This is a genomic window from Acinetobacter sp. UBA801, from assembly GCA_002296655.1.
Classification (GTDB): Bacteria; Pseudomonadota; Gammaproteobacteria; order Pseudomonadales; family Moraxellaceae; genus Acinetobacter.
The window spans coordinates 1-24,256 of the sequence record DBIN01000022.1 but is presented as its reverse complement, the minus strand read 5'-3'; the positions used below and the strand labels follow the sequence as shown (position 1 = coordinate 24,256).

The 24,256-nt window shown below is 39.8% G+C and carries 19 protein-coding genes, 3 tRNA genes and 1 pseudogene; 16 read left to right on the top strand and 7 right to left on the bottom strand.

All coding sequences use genetic code 11. The annotated features are described in order from the left end of the window. Nucleotides 1–124: 124 nt before the first annotated feature. The 4 genes from B2W49_RS03925 (at nt 125) to B2W49_RS03910 (ending at nt 1,072) form a co-directional block, all read left to right on the top strand. Nucleotides 125–200: transfer RNA gene (locus B2W49_RS03925), tRNA-Val, on the top strand. Nucleotides 201–268: 68 nt separating this feature from the next. Continuing rightward, nucleotides 269–345 (top strand) — tRNA-Asp (locus B2W49_RS03920). Nucleotides 346–440: 95 nt separating this feature from the next. Continuing rightward, nucleotides 441–516, top strand: a tRNA-Val gene (locus B2W49_RS03915). 94 nt (nt 517–610) lie between these two features. Continuing rightward, nucleotides 611–1,072, top strand: coding sequence for a DUF2750 domain-containing protein (locus tag B2W49_RS03910; RefSeq protein WP_291334722.1), 462 nt, complete (start codon nt 611–613; stop codon nt 1,070–1,072). A 26-nt stretch (nt 1,073–1,098) separates the two neighbouring features. Here B2W49_RS03910 and B2W49_RS03905 read toward each other — a convergent pair whose 3' ends face one another. From B2W49_RS03905 to yccS, 4 genes are all read right to left on the bottom strand, one after another. Next, on the bottom strand, nt 1,099–1,917 hold the full coding sequence (locus B2W49_RS03905; protein WP_291334720.1) for a YdcF family protein: 819 nt from the start codon (nt 1,915–1,917) through the stop codon (nt 1,099–1,101). A gap of 124 nt (nt 1,918–2,041) precedes the next feature. After that, a complete protein-coding gene (locus B2W49_RS03900) occupies nt 2,042–4,660 on the bottom strand; it encodes a sulfite reductase flavoprotein subunit alpha (RefSeq protein ID WP_291334718.1) in 2,619 nt (872 codons plus the stop codon). Between the two features lie 153 nt (nt 4,661–4,813). Next, on the bottom strand, nt 4,814–5,374 hold the full coding sequence (locus tag B2W49_RS03895) for a YcxB family protein (protein ID WP_291334716.1): 561 nt from the start codon (nt 5,372–5,374) through the stop codon (nt 4,814–4,816). Nucleotides 5,375–5,521: 147 nt separating this feature from the next. Beyond that, nucleotides 5,522–7,696, bottom strand: a complete 2,175-nt coding sequence (gene yccS / locus B2W49_RS03890) for a YccS family putative transporter (RefSeq protein ID WP_291334790.1) — start codon at nt 7,694–7,696, stop codon at nt 5,522–5,524. Nucleotides 7,697–7,945: 249 nt separating this feature from the next. Here yccS and B2W49_RS03885 point away from each other — a divergent pair, with 249 nt between their 5' ends. From B2W49_RS03885 to gltS, 3 genes are all read left to right on the top strand, one after another. Further along, nucleotides 7,946–9,130: a multidrug effflux MFS transporter gene (locus tag B2W49_RS03885; protein ID WP_291334788.1), complete on the top strand. Its 1,185-nt coding sequence runs from the start codon at nt 7,946–7,948 to the stop codon at nt 9,128–9,130. Between the two features lie 400 nt (nt 9,131–9,530). Beyond that, entirely contained in the window at nt 9,531–10,823 is a 1,293-nt protein-coding gene (locus tag B2W49_RS03880) for a DcaP family trimeric outer membrane transporter (protein ID WP_291334714.1), read from the top strand. Nucleotides 10,824–11,437: 614 nt separating this feature from the next. Continuing rightward, entirely contained in the window at nt 11,438–12,679 is a 1,242-nt protein-coding gene (gene gltS, locus B2W49_RS03875) for a sodium/glutamate symporter (protein ID WP_291334712.1), read from the top strand. A gap of 92 nt (nt 12,680–12,771) precedes the next feature. On the opposite strand, the gene chrA is transcribed toward gltS, so the two are convergent. After that, the gene (gene chrA, locus B2W49_RS03870; RefSeq protein ID WP_291334710.1) at nt 12,772–13,998 is read right to left on the bottom strand and encodes a chromate efflux transporter; all 1,227 of its coding nucleotides are present in this window, start codon (nt 13,996–13,998) and stop codon (nt 12,772–12,774) included. 234 nt (nt 13,999–14,232) lie between these two features. Between chrA and B2W49_RS03865 the strand changes: the two genes are divergently transcribed. Together B2W49_RS03865 and B2W49_RS03860 are read left to right on the top strand one after the other, a co-directional pair. Continuing rightward, entirely contained in the window at nt 14,233–15,243 is a 1,011-nt protein-coding gene (locus B2W49_RS03865; RefSeq protein WP_291334708.1) for a patatin-like phospholipase family protein, read from the top strand. Nucleotides 15,244–16,126: 883 nt separating this feature from the next. Next, complete coding sequence (locus tag B2W49_RS03860) at nt 16,127–16,648, top strand: acyl-CoA thioesterase (RefSeq protein ID WP_291334706.1); 522 nt, start codon at nt 16,127–16,129, stop codon at nt 16,646–16,648. A gap of 185 nt (nt 16,649–16,833) precedes the next feature. On the opposite strand, the gene B2W49_RS03855 is transcribed toward B2W49_RS03860, so the two are convergent. Next, nucleotides 16,834–17,046, bottom strand: a complete 213-nt coding sequence (locus B2W49_RS03855; RefSeq protein ID WP_291334704.1) for a hypothetical protein — start codon at nt 17,044–17,046, stop codon at nt 16,834–16,836. A 520-nt stretch (nt 17,047–17,566) separates the two neighbouring features. On the opposite strand from B2W49_RS03855, the gene B2W49_RS03850 reads away from it, so the two are divergent. From B2W49_RS03850 to B2W49_RS03835, 4 genes are all read left to right on the top strand, one after another. Then, nucleotides 17,567–18,586, top strand: a complete 1,020-nt coding sequence (locus B2W49_RS03850; protein ID WP_291334702.1) for a CobW family GTP-binding protein — start codon at nt 17,567–17,569, stop codon at nt 18,584–18,586. A 96-nt stretch (nt 18,587–18,682) separates the two neighbouring features. After that, entirely contained in the window at nt 18,683–19,213 is a 531-nt protein-coding gene (locus B2W49_RS03845) for a YaeQ family protein (protein WP_291334700.1), read from the top strand. A 58-nt stretch (nt 19,214–19,271) separates the two neighbouring features. Next, entirely contained in the window at nt 19,272–19,613 is a 342-nt protein-coding gene (locus tag B2W49_RS03840; RefSeq protein WP_019837472.1) for an FKBP-type peptidyl-prolyl cis-trans isomerase, read from the top strand. 161 nt (nt 19,614–19,774) lie between these two features. After that, nucleotides 19,775–21,616 (top strand): sensor domain-containing diguanylate cyclase, encoded by a 1,842-nt coding sequence (locus B2W49_RS03835; protein WP_414630579.1) that lies wholly within the window; start codon nt 19,775–19,777, stop codon nt 21,614–21,616. 24 nt (nt 21,617–21,640) lie between these two features. Here the strand turns inward: B2W49_RS03835 and B2W49_RS03830 are convergent. After that, nucleotides 21,641–21,942 (bottom strand): annotated as a pseudogene (locus B2W49_RS03830) (thioredoxin family protein). A 170-nt stretch (nt 21,943–22,112) separates the two neighbouring features. Here B2W49_RS03830 and B2W49_RS03825 point away from each other — a divergent pair. The 3 genes from B2W49_RS03825 to B2W49_RS03815 all read left to right on the top strand — a co-directional run. After that, nucleotides 22,113–23,105, top strand: a complete 993-nt coding sequence (locus B2W49_RS03825) for an NAD(P)H-quinone oxidoreductase (protein WP_291334695.1) — start codon at nt 22,113–22,115, stop codon at nt 23,103–23,105. 369 nt (nt 23,106–23,474) lie between these two features. Further along, the gene (locus tag B2W49_RS03820; protein WP_291334693.1) at nt 23,475–24,020 is read left to right on the top strand and encodes a hypothetical protein; all 546 of its coding nucleotides are present in this window, start codon (nt 23,475–23,477) and stop codon (nt 24,018–24,020) included. Nucleotides 24,021–24,064: 44 nt separating this feature from the next. Further along, on the top strand, nt 24,065–24,256 hold a 192-nt coding region (locus B2W49_RS03815), incomplete at its 3' end, for a transposase (RefSeq protein ID WP_291334691.1).

Sequence of the window (24,256 nt, the reverse complement as noted above, 5' to 3'; positions counted from 1 at the left end):
TTCGAGCCCCGTCCGCTGCGCCATTCAAAAGAGAAGTTTAACTTTCCTGATAGATTTAAACTTAAATGATGCAAAGTTTGACAGTTTTGCAAAATCAGAACAAAATGTTGTTTTGATCTTATCAGGGCGCTTAGCTCAGTTGGTAGAGCGTCTGCCTTACAAGCAGAATGTCGGCGGTTCGATCCCGTCAGCGCCCACCATATTTTAGTATATATGCTTGGCATATATACAAAAAATAAGACCTTAGTTGCTTAACGCAATTACCGTTGCAGCGGTAGTTCAGTTGGTTAGAATACCGGCCTGTCACGCCGGGGGTCGCGGGTTCGAGCCCCGTCCGCTGCGCCATTTTTCATTCCCTGATGTGAAAAATGTGTTTCAAAGTTCAAGACTACGGCCTTCGTTGTCTTGCATCCTAAAATAACGATGTTATTTTCTTTTCAGGGCGCTTAGCTCAGTTGGTAGAGCGTCTGCCTTACAAGCAGAATGTCGGCGGTTCGATCCCGTCAGCGCCCACCATATATTTTCATACTCCTTTATCTTATATTTCTTGCGTATTGCACTAAATTCGCGTAGAATTTTTATTTAATAATAATACTAATATCCGTGACTTATGCGAAATCCTTATCAACGTAAAGCGGCGTCTAAGCAAGTAACGCAAACTTATAACGCGCAAGATATTTATAAGCAATTTATTGAGACGATGGTGTCTCAGGGGCATGTGTTTGCTTTATATGAAGATGGTTGGGCATTGTGTGCAACACCCACAGGCCAGCGTGCTTTTGCAATTTGGCAAAATAAAAGTTTGGCAAAACTGTTAATTAAAGACAATTGGGCCAATTATCAAGTCGAAGAAATTTCACTGAAAGATTTTATTGAAAAAGTGATTCCATTTTTACGTCAGGAAGCCACCAATATTTCGATGAATCTAAGCCCAGAAGGGCAGAATGTATTGGTTGCCCCTGAAAAGTTATTGCTTGATCTAAAAAATTATTTGTATCAGGTGTATATGCAAAAGCCTGAATTTTTTAAAGACATGCAAATTCCTTTACCACGCTCAATTCGTCTGAATTAAGCGATCTACATGTTAGATTTTATTTTTTAATACTCGTTCAGCAGCCAACCACTGATATAAGCAAAATATTCGCGCAACCATGCGTTATAGCGGGTATAGAGTGGTGTTGCTGCACTGAGCATGCTGAACTGCGTGTATCCCTGTCGTTTGGCAATCGCTGCTGCACGGAGTGTATGAAAGTCGCTGGTGACAATCATAATCGGTTGGGTTTTATCTGTGCCTAATTGATGCAGCAAAGGCTGACTGTTTTTTAAATTGAGTGCCGTACTGGTACTTTGGGTTTCTACGATAATGCGTGATGCTGCAATTGCATAGCGTTCTTGTAAATAGTTGGACATCACCTGCGCTTCGGTGAGTTGTTCCGCAAAAGCAGGGCCGCCACTGACAATTAAATAACTGTGTGGATGTTCTAAGGCATAAGCTGCTGCGGTATCTAGTCGTTTGGCGAGCGTGGGCGATGGTTGTCCATTTTCAATGCCACTGCCGAGTACAATCACCACTTTAGCATTGTTGGTTACAGTATTTTGCTGCTGTGTACTGAAATGAATATAAGTAAAAAAGATCAGCAGGCTGATGCACCACAGCCAAAATACGCCCCAACCGAATTTCCACAGCCAATCTAAGCGTGTATGTTGTTTTAAGTAGCTTTGAATCCAAGTATAGAAAATGGCATAACACAGCAGCATCATGCCTATTAAAACAGGTAAAACGGTGCCGAAATGAATTTTCTTTAAGCTGATGAGATAGGCACCATCCAATACTAAAATTAATCCAATTAGGCTACTCAATATTCTTTTAAATAGACTAAATTGTGTTTGTACGTGACTTGCTTGCATGCCTTGCATAATTTTATTGTACTGTGATGCTGTACAAACAGTATAGCCGAAGCTGCTTAAAAATTTAGCCCCACCTGAAGTATGTTTCGGTTGAGGCTATGGGGTAAAGCTTAGGTGAATTGACAAGTTTTGACTAATATACATCTCGGCGATAACGTCCTTGCTGACGTAATTGTTCCAGTTGAGTTTCACCCAAAATATCTTTTAAAGCTTGGTCGACATCACTAGCCATGCCATGAATACTACCGCAAACATAAATCACGGCATCTTGTTCAACCCAGCGTTTTAACTCTTCAGCCTGTTCACGTAACTTATGGTGTATATAGACTTTCTCGGCTTGATCGCGAGAAAAAGCCAAATCAAGCCGTTGTAGCACGCCTGTACTTTGCCAAGCTTCAATTGTGCGTTGATAAAAGTAATCGTGCGCTTGCTGACGTTCACCAAAAAACAACCAGTTTTGGGTGTAATTCAGGCGGTTACGTGCATGCAATAAGCTCATTAAACCCGCAAGTCCAGTGCCGTTACCAATACAAATCATTGGGCGGTCATCATCAATTAAATGGAAAGATGGATTATTGCGAATGCGTAGTGCGATATTTTGTCCCAGTGTTGCATGAGCAGTCAACCATCCTGAACCTAAGCCAAGTTCACCTTGAGCATCGAATTTTTGACGTACCACGAGTCTTAAAACCTGTTGTGAAGGAATACTGGCAATTGAATATTCACGGCTAGGTAAGGGTGAAAGTTGTGCCAATAATTCATCGACAGTTTTAAATGTCTGAATAGGGGTTGTCAGGTCTTTATGTGCTAAAGCTTGTGCTAGGGTTTGCTGACCATCAGCAATAATGGTATTGGCATCGAGTTGGTGTTGTTTTAAAAAATCCTGAATCCGTACAGAACTGTTTTCTGGTTGAATTTCAGCAATATCACCTGCAGCCCAATGTGCTTCGTGCTGCGGTACAAGTTCAATATTAAACGCAGGTGAACCCAAACTATTTGGATTGAGCAAATCACGTTGTTGCAAACGCCATGTATCAAAGGTTTTGTCAATTTGCATGCTTTGTAATTCAAGCTGAGTCACCTGTGCCAATGCTTGATTCCAACGCTGTACATCAGCAGGATTGGCATTGTCTACCTCAATAGTGTCAAACAAAGCGTGAGCCTGATTGCGTTGCAGCCATGCAGCAAGACGATGTCCAAAATCGCAATAACTGTCAGGATACTCTTTGGAGCCTAGGGCTAAAACCGCATAACGTAAATGAGAGAGGTCTAAGCTTTGGGACATGATTTTTTTCACAAAGTTAGAGGATAAATCGGGTGCATCTCCTGTGCCGTATGTGCTGGCAACAAACAAAATTTGAGTATTATTTTTGAGGTCAGCTATCTGCAATTCTTGAATAGCTTTGACTCTGACAGGTTGATGTGCCTCTTGCAGACTGGTTGCAGTGCGCCATGCCAATTGTTCAGCAGTACCTGTTTGGCTGGAATAGACGATGAGCCAGTGTTCAGCATTTGGGTCAATGTTAAATTGAGTTTGATTTTGACGTGCAGCAAGAGTCAAACGCTTTTGTTTACGACGTTTTAAATATAGCATCCAGCCTGTGACGAAAAACAGCGGCATCATCAATGCAGCAAGCATTGCCAAAAATTGATAAACAGGTCCAAAGAAACTACCCCGATGCACAGGCAGCATGCTGCTCATGATTTTTTCATTGAGTTGTTTGTTTGCATATAATTCAAGTTGAGTAATATGTGCTTGTTGATAATCAAAAGTTGCGGTGTTGCGTGCGCGTTCATGTTGCGGAATGACATCGATAAAATTTATTTCAATTTCACGATTGTCATGTTTAGGCACATTAAAAGTGATGCTCGAATAATCTTGCTCTAACTGCTGCGGAAAATGTTGCCATGCCTGAGTCAATGCAAGATTGATTTGTGCCTGATCCAGTGTATTTTTCTGAGCAGGCAGCGTGGTATTTGCGCGACGTTCCGCAACTTGTATTTGCGTTGCTTGATGAGATGTTTGAGTTTTTAGATTTTCCTTTTTATTGTGTCCATCTGCTTGCATTTGCACTTGTGGTCTTTCGACGCCCATGACTTTAAACATGCCATTGCGCCACCAATCATACGACCAATATAGCCCTGTGCATGCCATAACGAGATAGAAGATCACTACCCATGTTCCGACCACAGCATGTAAGTCCCAAATAAAATTGCGACCTTTGAGTTGTGGTTTAATCGCAAACCATTGTTTGAAAGAGTGACGTTTTGGCCACCGCAAATACACGCCACTTAAAACAAAGAAAATCAGGATTAAGCTACAGGCACCTGTGATTTGTTTGCCAATCGGACCAATGGTTAAATTGCGGTGTAATTGTTGGATAAATTGAAAAAATTCACGCCCTTTCACTTCAGGTAAAATGTCTGCAGAGTAGGGATTAATCATGATATTTTGCCCGCGTCTGGCACCTTCTTTCGCAATATTGATGCTTGAAGATGCTGCAGGATCTTGGACAATAGTAATGCTGTTAATTTTATAATTGGGTTGGACTTGCTGAAAATGTGTGTAAATTTCTGCAGGAGTAAGTTTGGGTTTTTGCTCAACTTGAACTTGGTAACTGTCTGGATTCAGCCATTTTAGAATTTGTTGTTCATAGGAATAAATTGCCCCAGTGACACCCATGAGTGACAAAATAAGCCCTGCTGTAATGCCAAGTAACCAGTGAATTTGGAAAAAAGTTTTTTTTAACATGTGGAATGAGGGTTGAGCATGAATTTTGGAGAAGAATAATCCAGATATAAAGTTAATGCAAATGCTATTTATTCTCATTATCGTTCATTTTTTAATTTTAAGTGAAAAAACCTCCATCACAGGGGATAGAGGTTTATTTTTAGATCAGGATATTTAGATTTGCTTGGCTTCGCCTGCAGCTTCGGTTAAATGCTTACGAATGGTGTTGAACGAAAAGTTCTTGCTGTCCATGCGCTTAGGCAGAATATAAGCACCTTGCTGACCTTTTACTTTGAAGTTTATCAAAATAAATTCAGGGGTGTTGTACCATTCATACACATCTTTCCAGCCAATTGCACCCACGCCTTCTTGAGCGCCCATTTGCTGACGCATCACGATTCCGTGTGGTTGTACGCCTAAACGAATCCCTTTAATTTCTTGAACAGGAAATTCATTCATTTTGCGTTTAACATACCATTCCAAGCCGTATTTACGCACCAGCAGGTAGAGTGCCACACAGACAATGGCGACCCAGCAGAAAATAGTCGAATAATTTTTTAATAGCAGAATGCCTAAAATGGAAAGGGCGACTATCACCCCCATAATAATCCATGCTTTCATGCCAATTTTATTGGTACTGCGCCATATTACCAGTTGTGCGTGACGTTGTTCTTCTTCAGAAACTTCGTAGATCACAGGCTGTAGGGTGTAGGCGTATAAACTTTTCGCGGTCATAGTGAAACTAACAAATTTAAAACTATAAAAAGTTTAGCATTAATTGCTGTCATGCAGTGAGTATATTGTCGCAAAATCATGCTAAGGTCGGTGAATACTTAAACAGATTAGGGTGAGAAAGTAGGCACGGACTATTAGCAGGATTGTTTACAAAGACGCCAGTTCAGTTGCATCCTGATCATGTTCGTGGCTTAAACTTTGTTTTAAACGACTTAATTGCTGCAAGATACTCATCATTAATGATAATTGCTGCAAAATAATCAATGATTTTTGATCTTCCTCATTGTTTTGACTTAAACGCTGACGAATGGTTTGCAGCATGTTATGTGCGCTTAAATCAGGCGTTTCATCTTTGAGTAAAGCACCTTGAATATCGTCCATCGCTTGATCGAGTAGTTGTAATACTTCCTGATCTTCAATTTTGTCACGGTGCGCACCCAGTGCAGCGATATAACTAATAAAGGTGTGATTCAAACACAAAAACTCAAAGGCCTGAGCTTTTTGATCAGGATCAAAATCAGGTTCGGTGGCGAGTGTTGAAATCAGTGAAGCAACTTCTGCGTCGGTATTGTGAGCAGCGCGGCGCACCACACGATAATTCAAGCCGTTATTGCGTCCATTTTTATATTGTTCAATCACTTCTGCCAAATAGTCACATTGTGCGCTGAGTGAGCGATAAATCGTGCGTGATAGACGACGGAATTTCCAGTCGGGGAAGATAAAACTCACGCCAAACCATGCCAGTGCACAACCAATTAAGGTGTCGACCATACGTGGTACAGCTGCGGCATAGCCCAAACCTTCTAGGTTAAAGTTCATCAGCGCCAAAATAGTCATAAAAGCAGTCGCTTGTGCATATTGTTTACTGCGTAATTCAAAGAACAACATGCCACTCATAATTAAAACTACCAGTTGCCCTTCTACGGATGGCACAAAATATAAAATGGTGTAGCCGACCACAATCCCTGCCAGTGTCCCAATAATACGCAAACGTAAACGCCGTTTTGTGGTGTTAAAGTTAGGCTGCATCACAAACAGTGCGGTCAGTAAAATCCAGTAGCCATATTGAATATTGGTAACTTGTATAAAAACATAGCCAATCAACAGTACAATCGACAACCGTATGGCATGGCGGAACAAGACCGATTCTGGGGTTAAATGCTGTTTGATACGGATGACAATATCATCCCAGCTTTTTAAGTCGTCATCTATGAGTTGTTGCTCAATATTCTTGGATTTATCCAGTTTAATATTGCGTTCAGTTTCAAGATTACGCAGTTGAGCGTCAATCGCTTTTAGGTTTTGGTATAAGGCAAACAATGCATTAATCCAAACTTGGTCATATTGCTGGTCACTGCGCAGCTTTTCTAAAGACTGTTTAAGATTTTCAAAAGCATGTTTAAAACGCTTGTTATGCACATAAGGTTTACGATGCAGAATACTTTCGCTTAAATCTTTACAGGCTTTGCCTTGAATAGACAAAATGCGCTGGAAGCGAAATAAAATATCGCTGTGCTGAAATATTTTCGCCAGTTTTTGATAATCAATATGTGCAGAGTCGGCACGTTCATGAATGTCTTGTGCGACAAAATAATACTGTAAGCTGCGTCGGGTATCTTTTTGCCCGCGGTCACCTTTTAAACGAGTCAGCAAAGCAGTTTTTAAGTCGTTAAAAATCGCAATTAATTTGCCATTTTCAAGTGATAAATCAATGATGCTTTGCTGATAACTGGGTGCAGTCATATCCACATCAAATAGATTAGATTTGGCAAATAAAAAATCACCCAAAGCAGAATAACTGAGCGAAAGTTTGTCTTGTAAGGCACGAACAGGAAACAGTAAAAAGCTGATGGTCGAAATTACGCCGTACCAGATTGCGCCCGAAACCAAAAGTAGCGGTTGCATGTACCAGTCATCAAATAGATTGACACCAAGCATGGCGTAGACCGATACCACCAAACAGCCAAAAGAAATGGTGGCATAACGCCGTCCGAGCGAACCGAGCAAAATTAAGACAATACACGACAGGATTAAGCCTGTGGCAAATAAAATAGGGTACGGAAATAAAAACTGAACTGAAGTGGCGGTCACAAAGAAACCAATATAAGTATAGAGCTGATTGACGATACGCACCGAAAAACGGTCATCAATATCACTCAAACCTGCGGCAACTACACCTAAAGTTAAAGGAATGGTGGCAAGTTGCATTCCCATAAAATAGGGAACAAAAGCAGTTCCCGCAAATGCTATGAGCATGCGGATGTTATACATAAATGTAGTGTTATAGGTCGCTTGTTTGAGCTTTATCAGCCAAGGTTTCAACATCGTTCCTTTAAGTAACTTTTGTGTCTAAACAGAGATTTATGCTGTGAGATGTAAGGTTGCTTACATTGTAACTGTAGATGAGTGTTTAGAGTGTTTAATATGTGAAAATTCATCTTTGATCACAACAAATAATATTATGAAGCGTGTAAGCTTGTCTGTATATCTGTCATTTCACGATACAAAATGAGCATATCGAAAAAGCTACCAAGTTCAAACAGTACGCCACCATCTGCGCCACAACCCAATATGCAGCAATATTCGACAGCGTGGATTTTGTTGTTGGCGTTACTGACTTCGCTTGGGCCTTTATCGATTGATATGTATTTGCCTGCCTTGCCAGCAATGGCAAGCGAGTTTGGTGTATCGACCCAAATGGTCGCAAACAGTTTGCCTGCTTATTTTTTAGGTTTGGCTTTGGGACAACTGATTTATGGGCCGCTGAGTGATCGGATTGGACGTAAGCCGCCTTTATATTTTGGCTTGGTATTGTTTTCACTGGCCAGTATGTTGTGCGTGTTTGCTCACAATGAATGGGGATTGATTGCTGCACGTATTTTGCAGGCTTTGGGCGGTTGTGTGGGCGTGGTGATTGCACGAGCAGCCATTCGTGATCGCTTGGATTTGCAAACGTCCGCTCAAGCTTTTTCGAGCATGATGATTGTGATGACCATTGCGCCTATGATTGCACCAACGCTGGGTGCATGGGTGCTTAGATGGATGAATTGGGAAGCCATTTTTGTGGTGCTGACCTGCGTTGGAATCATTTGCTGTTTATGTGTGCATTTCTTTTTTAAAGAAACTTTAGCCAAAGAACGCCGTTTAAATTTGAGCTTTCAGCAAGTCCTGACCTTATATTTCGCAATTTTAAAGGATCGTGATTTTCGTTTTCCAATGTTGGCAGGCTGTCTGACAGGTGGGGCATTGTTTTGCTATATCAGCGGTTCAAGTGCGCTCATGATGGATCAATATGGCTTGAGTGAAACGGCTTTTGCTTATATTTTTGGTGCCAATGCCCTTGGTATTATGTTGTTTTCGACCCTAAATAAAAAAATCAGTGGCAAATTGGGCGTGTTGCAACGCTTAAAACTGGGCAGCTTCATTCAACTGAGTGGTGCGGTCATTTTACTGCTCGCAGGTAGTCTGGGATATGCACCTTTGGCATTGGTCATGCTCGGTTTATTTCTTGCAGTGTCTGGGATCGGTTTTACAGGCCCGAATGCCATGGCGCTGGCAATGGCAAAACAAGGCGCACGTGCTGGAACAGCCAGTGCGATCATGGGCAGTGTGCAATTCTTTTGTGGCTTGATTGGTGGGGTGTTACTCAATTTTTTAACAGGCAGTGCTTTGCTGAATATGGCGGTATTAATGTTGCTATTTATTGGGTCTGGGATGTTTGCCGTTTTTCATATTTTACAACCGCAACCAGACTAAATAGAGATAAATACTCTTTAAAATGGTAATTTTTTTCGTAAAAATCGGGCTTTTAGGCAGAACCGAAATATATACAATAGTCTAATGGTGGTGTAAATACTTGAATAATCAACCTATTTAAAGTATTGAATTTTATATGGTTTAATTGTTTGAATCTGTAATTGTGATTAATTATGATTTCTTATTCGGGAAAACTGATTTTAATAAACGTCATAACTTGATAGATTGAAGCCTGTAATAAATGACACAAATTGTAATATTTTAAAATATTTGGGTGTCTTGGACTATTGGCAAAAGTGTTTTGATTTTTAAGCCATTTTTATAATTCGATGTGAAATCGATAGATGACGAACAAAATCATCATGCACGGATGCAGCGTTGTTTTATTTTGGAGAGATAAATGAGTCAATTACTCAACGGTCAATTTATGATCAAAGGTTTAGCGATTGCCGTTACAACATTCATGGTAGGTACTGCACACGCAGCAAAAACTGAGCAACAACAAATTCAAGAACTTCGTCAAGAAGTTGAAGCGTTAAAATCATTAATTCAGCAACAACAGCAAGTACAACAACAGCAGCAAACTCAAATTGCCCAAGTACAACAGGCGAAGCCTGCTGCACCTGTAAGTGCATTAAGCAGCTTAAAGTCTAAATCTGGTGCAGATGTTTCTATTTATGGTTCGATCCGTGGGGATGCAAACTATATTATTAAAGGTGCGGATAATGACTTTAACTTAGCACATGCAAGTAAAGAAGAAGCAAGTGACAAATTACGTGCTACAGCAAAAGTCACCCGCTTAGGTTTAGACTTTAATACACCTGTTGGTGATAACAAAGTGGGCGGTAAAGTTGAAGTTGATTTTGCAAGTTTGGACAATGCTAAGTCAGAAAACTTACGTATTCGCCACGCTTATTTGACTTTAAATAACTGGTTATTTGGTCAAACGACTTCAAGCTTTGCTTCAGTACATGCGCCAGAAATGATTGACTTTTATACGAACATTGGTGGATCAGGTGCTTCTGCACGTGTGCCACAAGTACGTTATAGCCAAAAATTAGCGCCAGCCACTCAATTATTTGTATCTGCTGAAGAAGGTAATAGCAAGGCGACTCAAGATGGAGATTTGAGCTATCGTTTACCGGTTTTAACAGCAAAAATGACTCAGGGTTTTGCTGATGGTAAAGGTTTAGCTTCTGCGCGTGCATTGGTTGAACATTATAAATCAGAAGCAGCGAATGATGATAAAACAGGTTGGGGCGCAGCTGTAGGTGCGAATTACCAAGTTGCAGAGCCGCTTAAAGTGTCTGCTGATGTTGCATATATGAAAGGCAACAGTAACCATCTATATGGCAGTAATTCAGCATATTCAGTTGTAGGTAATAGTATTGAACAAAACGAAGCAGTTGCTGTACAAGTGGGTGCAACCTATAATTTCTCACCTAAACTACGTTCAACTTTAGCCTACGGTGCTTTATTTGCCGATGATGGTACAGACTATGCGCGTGCAGCAGCTGCAGTACCTAATACTAATGCTAACGAGAAAGTACAACAAGCGTGGATTAACTTTATCTATTCACCTGTAAAACCAGTCGATTTAGGTATTGAGTATATCAACGGTGAGCGTGAAACATTTGCTGGCGAAAAATTCAGTGATGACCGTGTAGGCTTTATGGCGCGCTATAGCTTCTAAGTCACTCCTTTTGAGCAAAATCCAAAACAGAGCTTAATGTTAAGCTCTGTTTTTTTATGTATAAAATTTATAGCATTAATTCAATAACTTAAATTTTATCCAGTTTAAAGGAATGTTGTAACTTGCACTTATAGCTGAAAACAATCATTAAAAATTATAGAAAAAACGCAGAAAATAGCAGCTTTTTGTCAAAAAAAATGCATAATGATCGACCTTTAATCTTGCTGTTTTTTATCAAGTGGTTGATTATCTTTAACGGAAGGTATTTATCCACCTCAGATATTTGGGAGCTTATATGAGATTACCTCTCAGTGTTAAGCCGATTCAGTTGTTTGCACTCGAAGTCACCCCGAAAGTGAAATTGCTGTCTTTTGTCTTTCTTTTCTTTTGTTCTAGGCAAACGCAGATCATAACGCTTGAGTGAAACCAAAGGATGGGTTGGTTGAGCGAAATGCATACCTCTTAAACTTCGGTCAAATACGATACTGTTTACATACTTTGTATTGCGGCATTTTTTAGTTGATTTAGAGTCATAGTGATGCAAATGCTTTGGTTTGCATAGACAGTTCTTCATCATATTAAAAATAATCTGCAATCACTATATGGATATTGCCATGGAATTTACTTTTAATGCGTTTTATACGCTGATTGCTGCGGTCATCGTCCTGCTCTTAGGGCGACTTTTAGTCAATAAAATTGATTTTTTAAAACGCTATAATATTCCTGAACCTGTTGCAGGTGGTTTGGTTGCCGCTATTGTTTCATTGTTGGTGAATCAATTTTGGGGTTATAGCATTACCACCAGTAGCGCATTGCAAACCAGTTTTATGCTGATTTTCTTCGCCTCGATTGGTTTAAGCGCGAACTTTACAAAATTGCGTCAGGGCGGAATTGGTTTAATTATTTTCTTGATTGCAATTTCCACATTTATTGTGCTGCAAAACTTTGTCGGCATTAGTCTTGCAACATTATTAGGTATTGATCCACTAATTGGTTTAATTGCAGGTTCAATTACTTTAACTGGCGGTCATGGTACGGCAGGAGCATGGGGTGAAATTTTAGAAACCCAATATGGTATTCAAGGTGCTTTAGCACTGGGAATGGCAAGCGCGACCTTCGGTTTAATTATTGGCGGCTTAATTGGTGGCCCATTGGCTAAAACCTTAATCAACCGTCATCAATTGGCTGTACCTCGTACTGAAGAACAAATTGAAAAACGCGATAATACGCCTGCAGATCAAGATTCCAATGAGTTTATTCCATTTGAATATCCGCATCAAGTGCGTTTAATCACAGCAGATAATGCCATTACCACTTTGGGTTTATTTGCAGCGTGTTTGGCATTTGCCGAGTTTATGACAGGCGCTGCCAAAGGTACTATGTTTGAATTGCCAACTTTCGTTTGGGCATTGGCGGGCGGTGTGATTCTGCGTAATGTCTTGGAAAGTATTTTTAAAGTCAATATTTTTGACCGTGCGATTGATGTGTTTGGGAATGCATCTTTATCGTTATATTTGGCGATGGCGTTGTTGTCACTCAAATTATGGCAATTGGCCGATTTGGCAGGTCCGTTAATGGTGATTTTAGGTGCGCAAACGCTCACAATGGCGTTGTATGCAGCTTTTGTGACCTTCCGTCTTATGGGGAAAAACTACGATGCAGCCGTGCTGGCAGCAGGACACTGTGGTTTTGGGATGGGGGCGACGCCAACAGCAGTGGCCAATATGCAGGCCATTACCAATATGTATGGTCCATCTTATAAAGCGTTCTTGATTGTGCCGCTGTGTGGTGCATTCTTTGTCGATTTAATTAACGTTGCGGTGATTCAATCTATTCTAAAATTCTTTGGTGGCTAAGCTTTTAAAGCATTCTGGATTGATTTAACCATCCACAAAAAAATGCCAGTTCAATTGAACTGGCATTTTTCTTTGATCTATCGCATTTTAATTTAAGCGATGAAATGCATAAATGCCGTATAGATCAAGAAACTGCCAATTAAACTGAGCCAAACAGGTAGTTTTGATTTTAATAATCCAATCACCAAAACAATAAACAGCAGATCAGTAATACTCAAAATGTAACGCTGTGCCATTTCGAGCACCATATACAGCAGCAAACCGACTACCGCTGCATTAATACCTGTTACGGCATGACGAATATAAGCTTGCTGCATCAACCAAGACCAATAAGGCAAAGTCGCAAATACCAAAAAGAAAGATGGCAGAAAAATTGCCAACGTGGCTAAAGTCGCATTCAGCAGCATAGATTCTGTCATTGGAATCAAACTGCCCAAATACGTTGCAAAGCTGAACAGTGGGCCAGGCACCAATTGCGCTATGGCATAACCCAAATCGAACTGTTCTTTGCTGACTAAGCCTGTACTAACAAAATCTTGATGTAATAAAGGTAAAATGACATGCCCACCACCAAAGACCAAAGATGCGGCTTTATAGAAACTTAAATTGGCTGCATAGAGTAAATGAGGTTGTAGCCAGTTTAGCGCGGATAGCACAATAAAAGGTGCAACAAAAAGTACTACCCAAAATGCAGCATAACGACGGTGTTGGGGTAGGTGTGCCGCAGTAAAATGTGTATCTGTTGCCGTTGTATTGGCGGATGAGAGCGTTGCAGTGGGTGTTGTACGTTTGGCCATCCACATGCCCAAACAAGCTGCAATCAGAATCACCACAATTTGATTGAAGCTCAAGGGCACCATATAAATAAATATGGCAGAAGCGAGCATTAAGGTATATTGCCAAACCGTTTTACAAAAACTGCGCAGCATTTGCCAAAATGCCCAAGCTACTACGGCCAATACAATCAGTTGAATACTGTGAAAGCTATTTGAAGACAGTACATCTAAATATTGATGTCCCAATACTGCAACCAAAGCCATAAACAACGCCGAAGGCAGGGTAAAACCCAACCACGCTAGAACTGCGCCCCAATAGCCTTTTTGCAAATAACCAATCGCTAAACCCACCTGACTACTGGTTGGACCAGGTAAGAGTTGTGCAAGTGCGACAATTTGTGCATATTGGGATTCATCTAGCCATTTGAGTTGTTGCACAAAACGCTGATGGAAAAATACCAAATGCGCTGCAGGCCCCCCAAAAGACAGACAACCTAATTGCAGAAAAATCCAGAATAATAAGGAATAAGATGGTGGTGGCATATAATTTTAGGTAGATTCGACTTGTGCGCCACTGTAGTGGCTAGACGTGACAGTTTAACGAATTACTACAAGGATCGGTTAAAATAATAGATAGACTATGGGCGCTCATGCAAGGTAAAAACAGAGAGCATAACTGTTGACGTTAAGAGGGTTGCTGTATCAAATTAGCTGATTAACCTTGCCGCGATTGGCAGCGAAATATCGACTGAAACCTATGGATTCAAGAAGGTCATTATGAAATTTGGGTATGTATCTCTTACAGCATTATTGATGGTGGGATGTCAGGCAGTGCCATCACAGCAGCAATTTTCGACTCAAACTCTACTTGAGTCGCAGCCCATGGTTGAAGCAGAGTCACGCCTGAATCAAATTGATTTTCGGCAGTTAAAACAACAAGAAAAACGTCCAGTAATCGCTTTGGTTTTGGGCAGTGGTGGCGCACGTGGTTATGCACATATAGGTGTAATTGAAGTACTTGAACAGTATGGTATTCATCCTGATTTTATTGTGGGCAGCAGCGCAGGCAGCATTGTCGGTTCAATTTATGCCAGCGGTAAAAATGCGCAGCAATTACGTGAAATTGCAATGAATATGAAACCCAATGATGTACGGGATGTGACTTTGGATTTAAAAGGCTTTTTTGATGGCAAAAAAGTTGAAAATTACGTCAATGCACAAGTCGATCAACTCCGTTTGGAACAATTTAAAATCCCGATGTATGTGGTGGCGACTGAATTAAAAGAAGGTAAAAAAGTCGTATTTAATTATGGTAATACGGGGCAGGCGGTGCGTGCGTCAGTGTCTATCCCGAGTATGTTTGTACCTACTAAAATTGCAGAACATGAATATGTTGATGGTGGTTTGGTTAGCCCTGTACCTGTCAAGGTTGCACGTGATTTAGGTGCAGATATTGTGATTGCCGTGAATATTTTAGCGCAGCCTATTCATACTGAAACCAGTAATGTATGGGGATTGTTTAACCAAAATATTAATATTATGCAAAAGCATTTGGCCAATGAAGAATTGAAACTCGCAGATGTAGTCATTCAACCCGATTTACGTGAAAAAGCCCATATTTTTGATGTAAAAGGGCGCGAAGCGACTATGCTGGCAGGTGCAGAAGCAACTGCAGCGCAATTAAATAAAATTGATCAGGTCTATCAACAGCATCATTATGCACATGGGCATAGAATAGTAGATTATAAAGTGAGCAATACTTTTGGGCTTTATGGACAGTTTAAATAGTTGTCCATATCCTTTATTAACGTAGACTCAATGAAATAAATAGATTTAACTTAAGTCTAATGAGGCGCTTGATTTAAATAACTTTAATGCTAGCTGGTTTAGGTTGATACATTTTAAGTATTTGATATTTATAATCAAGAAATATAAATACACCCAAAGATATCTAAAAGCCGAGATGAGCTATTTAGACTTAAAATCAATTTTTATCGTATCCTTTTCGTTATGTTTGCATTTATCTTATTTGGCATTTACTGAATTTGTTTTTGTAAGCAGTTTAAGAATTGAACAAGCTTCCAAGACAGCCTAAATTTTAGTGCTTCAGCTTAAAACTTTATAAAAAATAGAGAGGTACTTGATGCACGGCTTTGAAATTGGACAGCAGATGATACTTGCCATGATGTAGAAGGTTGTTTTTACAGTGATGATGATTAATCCGGATGGTTGTTATGTGATTGAAGCTGCCCTGAGTAGCGCTCAAACTTTGACTTATAGTAATGCGTCGAATGAAATGCTGCACTTGGCTTGAATGTTGCCACTAAATTTCAAAATTTAGGAACTAAATTGAACTTTCTTAGTGTAAAATTGCCGAAATTTACTTGAATAATCCATTGAATAAAAGATTTAAGGTTGTTTTTTGAACACTTGAAGCGATGGTATTTACTGAATATACAATTTGAACAAATATTCTAAAAATCAGAAATGAATTAAAAAATAACAGCTTGTGAGTCTTAGGCTTTAGTCTTATAATTTTAAATAAATGTTGTCATTAACGATATAAATAATAATGATGCACTTGTTGCCGAAATGAACATTCAAACTTTTATAAACACGATATAATAATACGCTCATATCTTACTGTCTTTAAAAGAGTCTAGAGAACGCAATGTCACCATTAGATCAAATTGCCCCTGTGTTAGATGACCAGTCAGAATTAACGATGTCCGTGTTAATGACACCCGACATGGCAAATTTTTCAGGGAATGTACATGGTGGAACAATTTTAAAACTATTAGACCAAGTGGCGTATGCATGTGCGAGCCGCTATTCGGGTAGTTATGTGGTGACCCTTTCGGTTGATAAAGTGAACTTTAAAGAACCGATTCATGTGGGTGAATTGGTGACTTTCCTTGCCAGTGTGAACCACGTCGGCCGTACTTCAATGGAAATCGGGATTCGTGTAGAAGCACAAAATATTCAAAAGCGTACAGTGCGCCATACCAACAGCTGTTACTTCACTATGGTTGCAGTGGATGAAAATGGTAAGCCAAAACAAATCCCTGCGTTGAAATTAGACAACGACTGGAAACGATGCCGCTTTGAAGCAGCGGAGCAACGCAAAGTTGCGCGTTTGCAAGAAAATCATCATCCATCTTGCAGTATTTATAAGAAAACTGAACAAATCTAAGTTTTCATCAAATTCAGCTGAAAACCTGTTTGCAATTGCATACAGGTTTTTTTGTGTCTATTTTTTAATTTTGCTCAAGGTTGGTATTGATTAGCCTTGTGGATGAACAAAAACTGAGTAAACCGAGAGAGTGGCTTAAAACTCAGTTTTTGTATTCAAATTACATTTTAAAATGTATCTAAGTTTTAAGGCTGTTGGCTCGATGCAGCAGGTGTTTCAGTGCTTACTTCAGATGCAGGTTGTGTAGCAGCTTGTTCTGAAGCAGGTTCAGCAATAGTTTCCTGCGTTGAAACAACCACTTTTTCTTGTTCTGTAACTGTCGATTCAGCCTGTGCTGCAAAAGTGGTTGCAGTGGCAAAAGCAAAAGTTGAAGTGAGTAAAATTTGTGTCAATTTCATGGTTTGGCATCCTTATTTAAAGTTTTTCATGAATGGGTACAACTGTTCAGCACCAGCATTGAGAAAAAAAACTTAATGCGGCTAAAGTGTTTAAGTCAGTCATCACCTGATTTGAACGAGCTGAACAGGAACTCATCCTAAGCAGCCAATGCTTTAGGATCAATGTTTGCAACAAAGCAAAACCATGATGGTTACTAGAATCTCACAATGATGATGAACAGGTCGTATTTAGTAATTTTTGTTTTAAATATGCAGCCAAATTCCTCAGAAATGTCTATATTCTCGGCAAGGAAGTTGCACGGGCGGCAATAAAACATAACATCAAGCGGCTTAAACTTGCGTATTGACCAAAATCAGTTATCGGTCATCCTACAATAAATGTAAGAAAATCTTTCAAATCATGATGTCAATGAATATGAACAATTGGATAAATTTTAGTGTGTTTAGATTCAGATTGATCTAATCGCTAAACTTGCTTAGCATGCTTGAGTTGTTTAAAACTCAATAAAGCGAGCTTATTTTGAAAATAAATGCACCACAAAAAGCAGTCCCGACGCATATTATTTCTGGTTTTCTCGGTGCAGGAAAAACTACCTTATTAAAACAGTTACTCAGCCAAAAACCTGAGCATGAAGTCTGGGCGGTGCTGATGAATGAATTTGGACAAATCGGAGTCGATCAACAACTTTTACCTCAGCAACAAGGCTATCAGATCAAAGAGTTATTGGGCGGTTGCTTATGTTGTAGCAGTCAGTTGCCGATGCAAATTGCCTTGTCGCGTTTATTGTCTGAAGCAAAGCCTGAGCGTTTATTCATTGAGCCGACAGGTTTGGGGCATCCTGCGCAACTCTTGGAGCAATTGACTGAACCACATTGGCATACGCATTTATCGATGCGTGCCTTGGTTACGGTGGTCGATGGATCGCGTTTGCATGATCAGGCGTGGACGCAGCAAAACTTGTATGCCGATCAGCTCAAAGCTGCACAAATTATTGTGGTGTCACATGCAGATCAAATGCAGGTGGCAGATGAGCAGGCGCTGGTGCAGTTGCAACACGAATATCAAGCCTATGCGCAAAAATGGTTGAAAGCGGAACAGGGTAGTTTGGCTTTGACAGAAATTGATATACCCTATGTCGGCACACAGCGTAAAATTCAGCAATTGCTGAAATTACAACAGAATGTCATCCCTACACATTTGCAAGAGCCAGCAGAAATAAAGCAATTGCCCTATCACTATGTCGAGACTGCACAAGAGTATGCAGTCGCAGGTTGGAAATTTCCTAAACGTTGGCAATTCGATTTTTATCCACTTCTAGATTTACTCTGTGAACAGCAAGATTGGTTGCGCATTAAAGGAATTTTTTATACCAATCAGGGCTGGAAAAGTTTTAACTTTAATCCCCAGCAATTTAATTATCAATCTACCGATGAAGGCATAGACAATCGGGTAGAAATTATTTATCAAACCGAGCGGGATTGGCTACAGTTTGAGGCTGCGTTATTGGCGTGTCGGGTTGATACGACTATGGCTTTTTGAATGAAATCTATGTGCTCTCGGGCAAACGATAAAGCAAAATCCCAGAAAATCTATTATGCTTGACGGCACATTTGAACATGGTTTTAGGAATAGACAATGGCGCTGAAAGCGACAATTTATAAGGCAGATCTGAACATTGCCAATATGGATGTGCATCAATATGGTGACTATCAACTCACCATGGCATTGCATCCTTCTGAAACCATTGAGCGTTTGATGGTGCGTATTTTGGCATTCGCACGTTATGCAGATGAAGCTTTGGAATTCACCAAAGATTTGTTTGAAACCGATGAGCCTGCCTTGTGGGAAAAAGACTTAACAGGGCAATTAATCAAGTGGATTGAAGTTGGTTGCCCAGATGAAGATAAAGTCAAAAAAGCCAGTGCGCGTTGTAAGCAAGTTGCGATTATTGCCTATGGTTCATCGGTGGATGAGTGGTTTAAACGCAACAGTAAAATCAAAACTTTAAATAATGTTGAAGTGTGGCAATTATCGCAAGCAAGTACTGAGGCTATTCAAGCTTTATGCGAACGTACCATGCAGTTGCAGTTGAATGTAATGGATGGTGAATGGACATTGATTGGTGCTCAAGCACAGGCTCAGATTGAGTGGACACAGTTACAATAACACTTACCCGAGTTGGCAATTATCTTAAACATCGAAGTGTAAATATTTGGAGATGAACATGACTGCGGAATTAGAAATTATTGATTTGGTGGTAGGAGAGGGTAAAGAAGCGGTCAAAGGCGCTTTAATTACTACGCATTACACGGGTTGGTTGGAAGATGGCACTAAGTTTGATTCATCCTTGGACCGCGGCAACTATTTCGAAACCGTGATTGGTACTGGTCGTGTAATTAAAGGCTGGGATCAAGGTATCATGGGGATGAAAGTGGGGGGGAAACGTAAACTTGTGGTACCTGCGCATCTGGCTTATGGTGAACGCAAAATGGGCAATATCATTCCTGCCAATTCGAATTTAATTTTTGAAATTGAATTGTATGATGTGAAAACACGCGATCAATAAACACTTTTTAATTTAGCCATACAGCTAGAACTTAAGTCATTCATCCGATGTCAGTGCGGTCTAACATGAATGACTTAATTTTTTACTTTAAATTTAGTGCAAGAACGATTAGATTGAAAAATAAGCACAATAGGGTTTTTGCATTTTTGAAATTCATTCGGATGTGGCACAAGCGTGCATTATTATTCTTGATTTTACTGTTTAGTGTACTCACTCCACAGTGTGTGTTGGCGCAGTATGAGTCTGCACCTAAATCTTATTATCTACATCAAAAACTGTTGAATTATGTCCAATTTACTGAAGATCAAACGAGTATTTTGAGTGGGCAATGGTTGTTTTATCCGCAACAATTAATTCAAGAACCCAGTGCGGTACTGGCATCGAATACCGTTGAATTGCCTGCTTCATTTGAAGATTTAGTGGGTAATACCAATACTTTTGGCACTTTTATTGGGCACTTTCAAATTCCAAAAGACTTTTTAGGCAGACGTATTGCGATTTGGATTCCCAACCAGTATGGCGCATATCGGGTATTCTTAAATGGCGATCCATTGGTGCGTGTTGGGACAGTCGGTGCAGATGCAAGTCATCACCAAACCGAAAATGCCCCACGAATTGCATATTTTGTCCCTGAAAGTGAATATTTTACCCTAACCATTCAAGCGTCTAGTTTTCAAAGCTTGCAAGGTGGTTTAAAAAATCCAATGAAAATTGGTTTAGCTCGTACCATTGAACAAGAGTATCAACGTTTGATGATGAGTATTGCCATGATTTCTGGGGCAGTACTTGGTGTTGGTTTGTTTACCTTGATGTTTTCGGCATTTAGTCTTGCAAATGGCGGCAAGACCAAGCTTATGTTTATTTTTGGCTTGTTTATTGTTTTTCTAGCATTACATAATTTATTTTCTCCGCCCTATGCTTACACCACTTTCCTGAATTTAAGTTGGTCTTGGGGAATAAGGCTCGAATATTTATTTAGTTTTATCGCGATTTTATTTTTCCTGAGTTATATGTTTTTGCTCAGTTCGCGCTATTTGCATCGTTGGGTATATAGCGCGGCAATGCTGTTATTAAGCTTTAATATTGGGGTGACGCTGTGGGCAGAACCCACTATTTTTCAGCAGTTCGCATTTTATAGTTCTTTTTTCTTTGTGCTGATTTTGGCAAATTTTGCCTATGGGTTTTATCAAACCTTGCGTTCAGGAGAGCATTATTCCAAAATCAATTTTTGGGCAGTAATTATTCTGTGTGGCACATTTATTCATGATTTTTTATTAATGCTGAATCTGGTCAATTCCATTCATTTATCTTTTATTTCGACCAGTGTTTATGCATTGCTCATCATGTTTCAGCAGGCACGAAATTATGCCTACCATAACTTACGCATTGAACGCTTGAACCAAAAGCTGATTCATTTAAACAACTCGTTAGATTTAAAAGTACAGGAACGCACTGAACAACTCAGTCTTTTAAACGAGAAACTAGAAATACAGATTAAAACCGATGCATTAACAGGTGCGTATAATCGCCGAGCATTAAATGAAGAAATCCAGCGTTTGTATTTTGAAACTTTGCAAAGTAAGCGACATATTTTGGTTTTTGCAATGCTCGATGTCGATTATTTTAAAAAATACAATGATCATTATGGGCACTTAAAAGGTGATCAAATTCTGAGAAACTTAGTTAAGGTTTTACAAAACACTTTGCCTAAAAATGCGTTTGTGGCACGTTATGGTGGCGAAGAGTTTGCTATTTTACTGCACGATATTCCACACCCTGCAATTGCACCACTTATGCAAAAAGTCTTGCAGGCTGTACGTCATGCAGCTTTTGAGCATGTGGCACGAGAAGACTATAAACAATATGTGACTTTAAGTATGGGTGTAGCATGGATGACCCGAGAGCGAGCATATACGCACGTGGATGATTTTATGAAAGCCGCAGATGCGCATTTATATCAAGCCAAACAGGCAGGACGCGATCAGGTGGTCATTCAGACTTAATCTGTTGTAGCGACTCTACATGACTTAAAGATAACTTTGAATTTTTTGTTGAAGTTCTGCGACAGAAACATTGCCCGATAGTCGTTCAACAATTTGCCCATCTTTAAAAATTAGGGTGGTCGGTAAACCAAAGAGTTGATAACGCAAAGTCAAAATTGGAGATTGATCAACATTCACTTTGCCAAACTTTACCGAAGCATCAAAAAGTTGGGCAAGTTGATGAAAAAAAGTGCATTTTGAACGCAAGATGTTCACCACGGCGCATAAAAACGAATCACTGCCACGCCTGTTTCATATTCAAACTCACGGTAATTATTTCCATGTATTCTACAGTTTCTTGCGTCGCATACTCTTTAATCCTAAGTAAAAATCTAATCACGCATGAAAACAGCACGGCATATGAATTATACCTAAGTTAATCTGGGTTTTAATGCTTTGCTTTTTTATGTTCAAATAGTAAGAATTCATCTCAGTATCAAACAATCAGGGATTTGCAATGACACAAAACACAATGCAGCAGATTATTATTACAGAACCAGGTGGTCCAGAAAAATTAGCCTATGAAACGGTTGCAATACCTGAGCCACAAGCCAACGAGGTTTTGGTTAAAGTCCATGCTTTTGGTTTAAATCGTCCTGATATTTTACAGCGTCAAGGTTTGTATCCTATGCCTAAAGGCTTGACGCCAGTGCCAGGCTTAGAAGTAGCAGGTGAAGTGGTTGCTGTGGGGGCAGATGTCAGTCAATTTAAAGTTGGTGATGCAGTGTGTGGCTTAACCAATGGTGGTGGCTATGCTGAATATTGTGTTGTACCTGAAAGCCAGACTTTGATAATTCCAACAGGTGTCAGTTTTGTACAAGCCGCAGCGATACCTGAAACATTTTTTACTGTGTGGGCCAACGTGTTTCAAATGGGCAAAGCCAAAGCGGGCGAAACGGCACTGATTCATGGTGGCACCAGTGGCATTGGTACTACAGCATTAATGTTGTGTAATGCGCTTGGTTTAAAAACTTTTGCCACTGTAGGTTCAGATGAAAAAGTACAAGCAATTTCACATCTCACCACAGCCATTAATTACAAAACACAAGATTTTGAACAAGTGATTAACGCAGCGACAGAGAATGCTGGGGTCGATATCATTTTAGATATTGTTGGTGCGCCGTATTTGGAACGTAATCTAAACTTATTACGCCGTGATGGGCGCTTGGTGTATATCGCATTTTTAGGGGGTGCAAAAGCCAAAGAAGTAAAACTTGGTCAAATTATGATGAAGCGTCTTACCATTACGGGTTCGACCATGCGTGCCCGCAATACCGCAGAAAAAGCTGAAATTGCCAAAGGGTTGCAAGAGATCGTTTGGCCATTGTTAGCAAAAGGTGAATGTCTGCCTATGATTTATAAAACCTTTAAGTTTGATCAAATTCAACAGGCACATGCCGAAATGGATACAGGCGAGCACGTGGGTAAAGTAGTGGTGGAAGTGATTTAAAGACTCCAAATTTAAAATCAACACGCATAAAAACTGACTGAGTGTCAGTTTTTATGCGTATTTTATAGAGGATTTAAAAAAGATTTTTTGAATCAGTTATAGCAATTATTTGGCTTTGTTGCATAAATATGTAAGCATCTGATTTAAATAAATTTAATTTTGGATCAAAAAACAATCAAAACTTTTAAAATCATATAGTTATGAAATCATTGTGCAACAAAGCCGATCAAAACTGTAAGATAGATTTTAAACTGCTGCACTGTAATCGGTGCAGCACAACATGGTGTGAACAATTGCTTAGGAATGTGTCGAGCTTTTAGCTAAATTGTGCGAAAATAGCGTTTTGCTATTTTTGTCCAAGGGCAGTACATGATTGACCAATCTCCTGAATCATTAAGTGATATCGAAATACTCGACATTTTGCAGTCTATGAAAAGCGATGAGCTAGACACAGAGGCAAAAGAAATTATCCGTAATGGTGGGAAAGCAGGTCGTCAAGAAGCGCATAAAGCAGCGTTGGTTGCACTGAATCAGTCATTCGAGAGCAAATTTGTAGAAGCGGTGAGTTTGGCTTTGCAGTTAAACGAAGCGCAAATGAAAAAAATCCGTTATAAAAAAGACCGTGTGCGTATTTTAAAAGCACGTGGGATTGATTATTTAGCCATTGATGGCACAGAAACCGCGCAAGTATTGGCTCAGGTTGCACAAGCCATTGTGCGTGAAGATGCTGTGGTGACACATGATCTGCATAATATTTTTCCTTTCTGGAAGGAAGGTTGGCCAATGGTGCAATTTGACAATGTCTATAAAATTTTAGCTGAAGATATTGTGATTCACTATCAAGCTGTATTGGATGAGTTGATTAGCAAATATGTAAGCATCCGGCTAACACAGCCTTACCAAGCGATCCTATAAGCCTTAATTTAGTTCCCACCTAAAAACAAGTGGGGACTTAATCCATGAACATGGATATATATTCAGCAACACCTCCTGTTGCTAAAAAACGCAGAACATACAGCAAAGAATTCAAACTCAGTATTGTCAATGCCTGTAAAAATCCTAATACCTCGATCGCTTCGGTCGCACTGCAACATAGTATTAATGCCAACCTTGTCAGTCCTTGGATCAGGATCTTCAGCCATCATGAGGGT